The following is a 6,801-nucleotide window of genomic DNA, read 5'->3' as shown; positions in this document are numbered from 1 at the left end:
GATCTGGAGATCCGAAGAAGATAGTGAGGGAGGAGGATTTAGAGAAATACCTGAGGGAGGGATGGGACATATACACGATACTTCCATCTGGGAAGATAGTGATAAGAAGGACTGCATGATATCGATTTAAACTGCTTTGAATAAGGTTTGCGCGTGCATAGTCTCTCCTTTCCAAGACTTGAAATTAGATATTCTGATATGCACACGTATTTTCAGCACTTGACAAAGTCTAAATTAATCGATAAATTTATCATTAATTAGTAATTTGAACGAGTTTGCTCTTGCTTCTTCTTTCAATAAATTAATTATCTCATATTTTTTTAAATGGGCAATATCAAAACCTTTAGCTGTAGTGAGTTTTAAAATGGGGATGGGATTATAATTTCTTTTCTCAATCTGAACATTTTCTAAATTAGTTAATAATATCATTTTTAGTAAACCATCTTTTATGTCCTCTAGAGAAGGGAGCTCTTTTCCTTTGGTGTGCTTTCCTTCTATTAAGTATAGGTTATCGCCATGAATCTCTGCCTCATCGCATGTAAAGTAGTAAAGTCCTCCAAGATAATTTTTGATTGTGAGAGTTGCTTTAATGCCTGTAAGATGCTCCTTAGGCTGTATGGTAACTCTTTCTCTTTTTTGTGCTTTTTCTGCCAACTGCCTTGAGAGCTTCATAAAATCTTTTTTATCTTTCAATATTTTCATTATCCTCTTCTCAGCAGATTCCCAAGAGTGCATTTCTACACCAAGTCTTCTTGAAATGTTTTTATAGTGCTCTAAAGCTCTCTTGCCAATTTCACCCACGTTGTCTAATTGGAGTAAATTCCAATGTAAAGCATCAGATTGATAGTAAAGCAGTTTACTAATCTCCTCTTTCACATGATCTACGTCAAATTTTTGGTTGGTTATCTTATTTTTAAAGTTTGGATTCTTTGAGGCATCAACATAATAGGATATTATAACGTAAACACCTAATAAGCTCATCAAAGAAACAGTATCCCATTGTAGAAAATCCCTATCTCCATCTTTTCCCTCATCTTTCATTATGGGTATAATTGTCACTTTTTTGCCTGGAAACTCCAGTGTGTCGTAAACTCTTGCATAGGGGTATGATCTTGTTCTCTTCGGGGAAACCCACCAGCTTACAGCAATTTCCTTTTCATCAATTTTTAATATAAAAGAAGCCTCTTTTTGTAGTGCTATATCCATATTGTCAAAACTGAAAACGTTAAGCCTCCTACACAAAAGAGGTTTATATCTAATTCCTTTAATTTCAGCGAATATATCCACTTCCATCATTTTTGTGCCACCGACCTCTGCTTTCTTACTCTTTCTTGCAGCCACGTTCTAAGATGCTTTGCATCATCCCGAATAATGATTTCAAAACATGGATCTGGTCCTAGAAGCTTTTTCTGACCAACTCCCAGCTTCTTTTTTACTATATCCAAAAGCTCTAAATCAATTTCATAGCCAATAGCCCTTCTACCTAATTCTACGGCCACTTTCAGAGTTGTCCCAGATCCCGCAAAAGGGTCTAAAACTGTCTCACCGACATAGGAAAACAATTTTATCAGCCTATAGGGAATTTCCTCTGGAAACGCTGCAATCCCCTCTTCAATCCTTCCTTTTAAAGGTAGAACATTAGTGATATCCCAGACAGATAGGTACCATTTGTTCTGAGTAAATTCCTGTATATTTATTCGGGAGGCCTCTAAATTAGAGCTGGTTTTTGGATATTCATACTCGCCTTTTTGTAGGATCAGAATCTCCTCAAAGATGTTATCAGGATAAAAATACATGGGGTATGGATGTTGAACTAGCACACCACTCCTTCTGCTTATCCTTATATATCCCTCCGGCTTCCTCCAGATAATCCTATCACGGTAATTGAAACCCTCTTCCATCATTATTCTAACAATGTCAGCCGGAACTGGATAAAGCTTACCCTTTATTCTCACATCTTGCGTGACAAAACAAGCTATTCTACCTTGAGCTAAAACTCTGTAAAGTTCCTTCGCTACATCTCTCATCAGCTCAAGAAATTCATCGTAATCTCTGAATAAATCCGGATAATCAAAGGGGGCATTAAAATAAGGTGGTGATGTTACCACTAAGTGAACTGAACCGTCTGGAAGCTCTCTCATTTTTCTACAATCTCCGAAAATGATTTTATTTCCCAACCCTTCATCTATTTTCATAATTGTCCACCCCTTTATTGATAAGCCCTTTGAGAATTTGTGATTTCTCAAAAGTATGGATGCCAGCCTGTTCCCTTTCACCCTTCTTTTCTTTTTCTTTTAATGGTTTCACAACAATTATAAGATCTCCCCCTTCAGCTCTAATCTCCCAGTTAAGTTTATCTCCTTCTGAGAGATTGAATTGTTTAACAATTCCTATGGGAACGGTTGCCCTTAAGGACCTGCTTTCTGATGTAGCCCTAGTAAGCACAGTAATATCTCCCATCGCTAATCCCTGAAATATAGGTAAAATCATTTATAAATCTTCTTCTTTTTCTTCTTTCATCCAGCATAACTATAGAAAAGAAGCCACTGCACAAAAACCCATATAATCTTTAAATAAAACCTAGGTCTTTCTCAATATATGGCCTACTGGCTTTGTATAACCACAGAGGAGAACTGGAAGATTATAAAAGAGAAAAAAATATGGGGAGTTCCAGAGAAAAACAAGAACGCAATCTCTAAGGTAAGACCAGGGGATCTTCTTCTCATATATATGAGGCAACGGAGCACAGGGAAGGAAGTTGAGGGACCGAAGATAGTTGCCCTTTATGAAGCGGCATCAGAGGTTTTCAGGGATTCGTCGAGGATATTCAGACCTCCCCCAGAGATGGGAAGTGAGACATTCCCTCTGAGGATAAAGCTGAAGCCTGTTAAGATATTCGAGAAGCCTGTTGACTTCAAGGGGCTTATACCGGATTTGAAATTTATAAAGAACAAGAGAAAGTGGGCAGGACACCTTCAGGGAAAGTCCATGAGGGAAATTCCAGAGGAGGACTTCAAGCTAATAATGGCCGTTTAAGAATGCGCGCGCATGATGTCTTACTCTTATGTGTGCTGCACGCGCTTCCTCCTTTTTTGATCCTCTATCTTGTTCATCAACGCATACGATAGCTTGTTCATCTGGGCCGAAAGATTATCAATCCGGTTTATCAAAGCCACAATCAGGTTGGAAAGCTGTACAAATAATGGAGTTAGTGCATTCTGGTTCCTTAGATCAAGATAAACAGCCTGATAAAGATGGAGCATCGAGGCACCACCCTCCAATATAGTCTGTATGAAGGATGTGGCCTGCTCATATGGAACCTTCGTCCTCTGCATTCGCAGCTCCGCCCTTGTTTCACCGGGCTTATGCGCATAGACTCTTACCATGATATCAGAGGTCCAAGCTTGGAAGCTGAAGTCCCCTGATATCATCCTTTTTTCGAAATCGTATGTTATTTCATATTGCTTAACTACTATGTCCTCCTCCGAAAAGCCCAGGATAGATTTAAGCGTGGAAATTGCTGTTAGAAGCTTTTCAAATTGAATGCAGTCAAGAGGGTTGTCCGTTGACCGGAGAACTATGCTAGCAGCCCTGTTTTTGTGAACCTTAACCTCAAGAGATGAGTTCTCATCAAGCGGTATTGAAAGTGATCTCTGGGCAGATCTGCACTTTTTCACATGAAAGAAGGCATATGACAGACCTATACGCAACTTAACCATCTTCTTTTTGCCTGATTCCTCTTCTTTTCTGGGAACTAGCAGATCCTCTGGAAAACGAGCGCTTTCCTGCCTCCCGCCCGCAGGCCCCCCTACCCTCCCTCCAGACCCCAACACTTCAAGAACTAGGGAGTTGAGGATGTATTCACCTCTTGATACTCTTATGGCAATTTTATCATCAGAAAGTCTCTCTAGCCTTTTCCTCACAGCATCATATCTCAATTCTGGCTTATTCCTCCTGAGAACGCTTAACACGTTCTTTATGGACCATATCTCTCCATTTGACATTACCTCTATGACGCATCTATACGCAGGCTTGCTGTATCTGGACTTAAACCTGCTATAGATGAGGTCTGGTTGGGGACTGGTTGAGGTCTGGGGCATCATCTACCCTCTTGAGATGTGAGGAGCCTTGCAATCGTCTCGATGGTCTCCTCCTTTCTTTTGTAAGCGATGTCGTTGAGGAGCTTTATCATCGCATTTACCAGAGAAACGTAGGGCTCCAATGCTCTGCTCACAAGAAAGTCAATGACCTCATGGATGAGCGTATTAACAGCTTTTTCCTCCTCTGATTCATATATGTAGATTGTCTTTCCCTTAACCTCCCCAGAGAGCTTGCTGTCAGCATCTGGGGCCCAAACCACTTCCAGGTCATCTGTTATACCTGCCTTTCTCTTGAGAGCTTTAAGCTCGTTCTTCAGCTTTTCCTCCATGCTCATTCAGACCCCACTCTCCCGTAGTACATATTCCCTCTTCGAGCGCGCGTAATCACTAAGTGGCGGTGGAAGGACAGAAGGCTTCTCTTTTTTCTCTGAGGCTCATTAACGGCTATATGAGGAGGAGAAAAGCCTAATCTACGTCTCAAATGTGCTTTTATTCTATGTGTAATAATTGGGAGTATGAACTTTTGAATCTTTTGAGGAAGGACAGAAGTCGGGGGAAGCGTTATCGTGGCGAAAACGGCTTTAGAATAGACGGATGCGAGTTCCCAAGCCCTAATGTATTTTTGCGCGCGCAAGTTTGAGCCATTTAAAGATTGAAAATCTGATTTTGGAAGGTTGTTAAGCCATAAAAAGGCCGAAGAGGAAGGATAAAAGAAAATTAAACCGCTTAGCTTCTCCTCTATCACTAAACCTTCATCCTCTAATCTCCTCAGGTCTCGCGCGCGCACAGGACCAGAGTCATTAAAAAGCTTGATAATAGTGTGAAGAAGGGCGGGGCTAGAAGCTTCATGGGTCCCTGCTCCCCCCGCCCTGATAATTAGCACTTAGGCTCCCTAAAAACTTTTCTAAAGATATGGAAAGCGAAACTTCTTCCGATAGAGCAAGGACCCATGAATATTACCTAAGAAACTGGTAAGCTTGAGAATATAAACTTAACTCCTCTTTTGAGAAAACAAGTTGAAATAATATCGAGAAAAAAGTTGAAATAACAATCGAAAAAACAAGTTGAAATAACAATCGAAAAAACAATTATCAGAGCCTGAACTCCATCGCGCGCATGTATTTCTCGCGCATGCGACATCTTTTGAGTGAACATGAGCAATTGCTTAGCTTTATGTGTCTATATAATATTATGCTAAAATAGATACCAGTTCGATATCCCTTCATGAAAGCTCTTCGGATGCGAGGAAAAATATTAATAAGGGATGTTTCAATTCTTATGGCACACTGGCTGTATTCGGAAAGACAAAGGAGGAGGGAGCTCGCTGATAGGGAGAGGGGCGCAGAGGATAATATGGGAGGGATTCTGGGTGATATATTCGAAGAGAGCGAGAAGAAGAGGCAAAAAAGGAGGATGGAGGAGCTTGAAAAGGAGATCGAGGAGCTAAAAACGGAGCTTGAGGAGGTAAAAGAGGAGCAAAAAAAGAGGGAAGAGGAGCTTGAAAAGAGGATAAAGGAGCTTGAGGAGGAGCTGAAAAGGAGAGATCCGTTTTATGATGCGGAAAGGAGGCTTATTGAGATCATGAGAATGGGATCTGGAAAATACTTTCCAATTAGGATTCCGCACGAGATTGACAAGAAATTAGAGGAGATAGCGAGGGAAAAGGGCTATAAAAAGAGCGAGATCGCTAAGCTCATCTTGGATATGGGGATTCGGATTCATGATAACAAGGATGCTACAGCTATATCACATTTATAACATATATATAAAGTTTTTGCTCTCAACAATGTATCTTTTCCTATATATCTAATACAGGATCATGAAGAAAATGATTCAATACATTGAAAAAAGAGTGTCTCAACAGAGGTCAAGAGTTTAAAAGACAACATTAATATTGCCTGTCGAACTCTCAGATTTCATCAGGGTGGATTGAATGAAGGCCGTTTATATGTGGGTAATTTTGGAATATATGAGGCAAAGGAATGCCTTTGGTCGAGACGAATATGAATTCGTAACGAGAAGGGAGCTCATAGAAGCGCTCAAAATAAAGCCAAACATCCTAAGCATGACATTATATAGGATGAAGAACAACAACTGGGTCGTGGGTTATCCAAAAAAGCATTATAGTCGCTATTACTGTCTCGGATCAAGAGCTTTGAGCTTTCTCCGTAAACATCCAGACTTTCTAAATCACAAATATTTTGCAGGTTTCCAAGAATAGTACAACCTACGCAATTGCTTAGGTTTTCCATTTTTAGGAAACTTTCGAGCCTCAGCTTCTCATTTAACTTATTTCCCATAAGTTAAACCTATTGGATAAATAGGTTTAACATACAGTGTCAAAAAAGATAGTAAGTTAAACCTATTTTTCGCGGAACCTATACTTCCATCCGTATCCTCTCTAAGCCTGCCCTCCAGAGAAACCGCATGTTTCTATATTCCTCTTTTATCAGATCCTCTGCTACCGGCATCTGTGCCCTGAGGGTCTCAAAAAGCTCAAGAATATCTGATTTTGTGAATGCGCACGCAAGATGGTTTATGAAGCTGTCTTCTGAAAGCTTATCGCCCTGATCCCAAGTACTGCTGTAGTGTGCCATGATTAGAGAATGTAGGGGAGTCATCGGTGTTACCCTACCTGCTTCCCCTACATGTTTTATGCGCTTATTTCACAGCCCTTAAGGGCTCAGGGTAACCGTAAATC

General features: G+C 40.4%; 9 protein-coding genes. 3 read left to right on the top strand and 6 right to left on the bottom strand.

Annotated features, from left to right (window positions below; translation table 11 throughout):
• Positions 1 to 234: 234 nt before the first annotated feature.
• The 3 genes from D6D85_RS10765 to D6D85_RS16710 are packed head-to-tail and all read right to left on the bottom strand — an operon-like array spanning position 235 to position 2,460.
• The gene (locus D6D85_RS10765) at positions 235 to 1,341 is read right to left on the bottom strand and encodes a hypothetical protein (protein ID WP_237558830.1); all 1,107 of its coding nucleotides are present in this window, start codon (positions 1,339 to 1,341) and stop codon (positions 235 to 237) included.
• Positions 1,293 to 2,195 carry a DNA-methyltransferase gene (locus D6D85_RS10760; protein WP_125672039.1) on the bottom strand — a complete coding sequence of 301 codons (903 nt, stop codon included), beginning with the start codon at positions 2,193 to 2,195 and terminating at the stop codon, positions 1,293 to 1,295. The genes D6D85_RS10765 and D6D85_RS10760 overlap by 49 nt, the downstream gene beginning before the upstream one ends.
• Positions 2,182 to 2,460: an AbrB/MazE/SpoVT family DNA-binding domain-containing protein gene (locus D6D85_RS16710; RefSeq protein WP_202617278.1), complete on the bottom strand. Its 279-nt coding sequence runs from the start codon at positions 2,458 to 2,460 to the stop codon at positions 2,182 to 2,184. Before D6D85_RS16710 ends, D6D85_RS10760 begins: the two co-directional genes overlap by 14 nt.
• A gap of 138 nt (positions 2,461 to 2,598) precedes the next feature.
• On the opposite strand from D6D85_RS16710, the gene D6D85_RS10750 reads away from it, so the two are divergent.
• Positions 2,599 to 3,036, top strand: a complete 438-nt coding sequence (locus D6D85_RS10750) for an EVE domain-containing protein (RefSeq protein WP_125672038.1) — start codon at positions 2,599 to 2,601, stop codon at positions 3,034 to 3,036.
• Between the two features lie 26 nt (positions 3,037 to 3,062).
• Here the strand turns inward: D6D85_RS10750 and D6D85_RS10745 are convergent, their stop codons facing one another.
• Together D6D85_RS10745 and D6D85_RS10740 are read right to left on the bottom strand one after the other, a co-directional pair.
• The gene (locus D6D85_RS10745; RefSeq protein WP_125672037.1) at positions 3,063 to 4,100 is read right to left on the bottom strand and encodes a hypothetical protein; all 1,038 of its coding nucleotides are present in this window, start codon (positions 4,098 to 4,100) and stop codon (positions 3,063 to 3,065) included.
• Positions 4,100 to 4,435: a hypothetical protein gene (locus D6D85_RS10740; RefSeq protein ID WP_125672036.1), complete on the bottom strand. Its 336-nt coding sequence runs from the start codon at positions 4,433 to 4,435 to the stop codon at positions 4,100 to 4,102. The genes D6D85_RS10745 and D6D85_RS10740 overlap by 1 nt, the downstream gene beginning before the upstream one ends.
• Positions 4,436 to 5,378: 943 nt before the next feature.
• Here D6D85_RS10740 and D6D85_RS10735 point away from each other — a divergent pair.
• Complete coding sequence (locus D6D85_RS10735; RefSeq protein WP_125672035.1) at positions 5,379 to 5,858, top strand: hypothetical protein; 480 nt, start codon at positions 5,379 to 5,381, stop codon at positions 5,856 to 5,858.
• Positions 5,859 to 6,033: 175 nt separating this feature from the next.
• A complete protein-coding gene (locus tag D6D85_RS10730; protein WP_125670917.1) occupies positions 6,034 to 6,321 on the top strand; it encodes a hypothetical protein in 288 nt (95 codons plus the stop codon).
• Between the two features lie 157 nt (positions 6,322 to 6,478).
• On the opposite strand, the gene D6D85_RS10725 is transcribed toward D6D85_RS10730, so the two are convergent.
• Positions 6,479 to 6,721: a hypothetical protein gene (locus D6D85_RS10725; RefSeq protein ID WP_125672034.1), complete on the bottom strand. Its 243-nt coding sequence runs from the start codon at positions 6,719 to 6,721 to the stop codon at positions 6,479 to 6,481.
• Positions 6,722 to 6,801 lie beyond the last annotated feature (80 nt).

Origin of the sequence: Candidatus Methanodesulfokora washburnensis (assembly GCF_003947435.1) — an archaeon.
Lineage (GTDB): Archaea > Korarchaeota > Korarchaeia > Korarchaeales > Korarchaeaceae > Methanodesulfokora > Methanodesulfokora washburnensis.
Note: the sequence above shows the minus strand (reverse complement) of the source record. Positions and strands in the feature narration are given on the sequence as shown.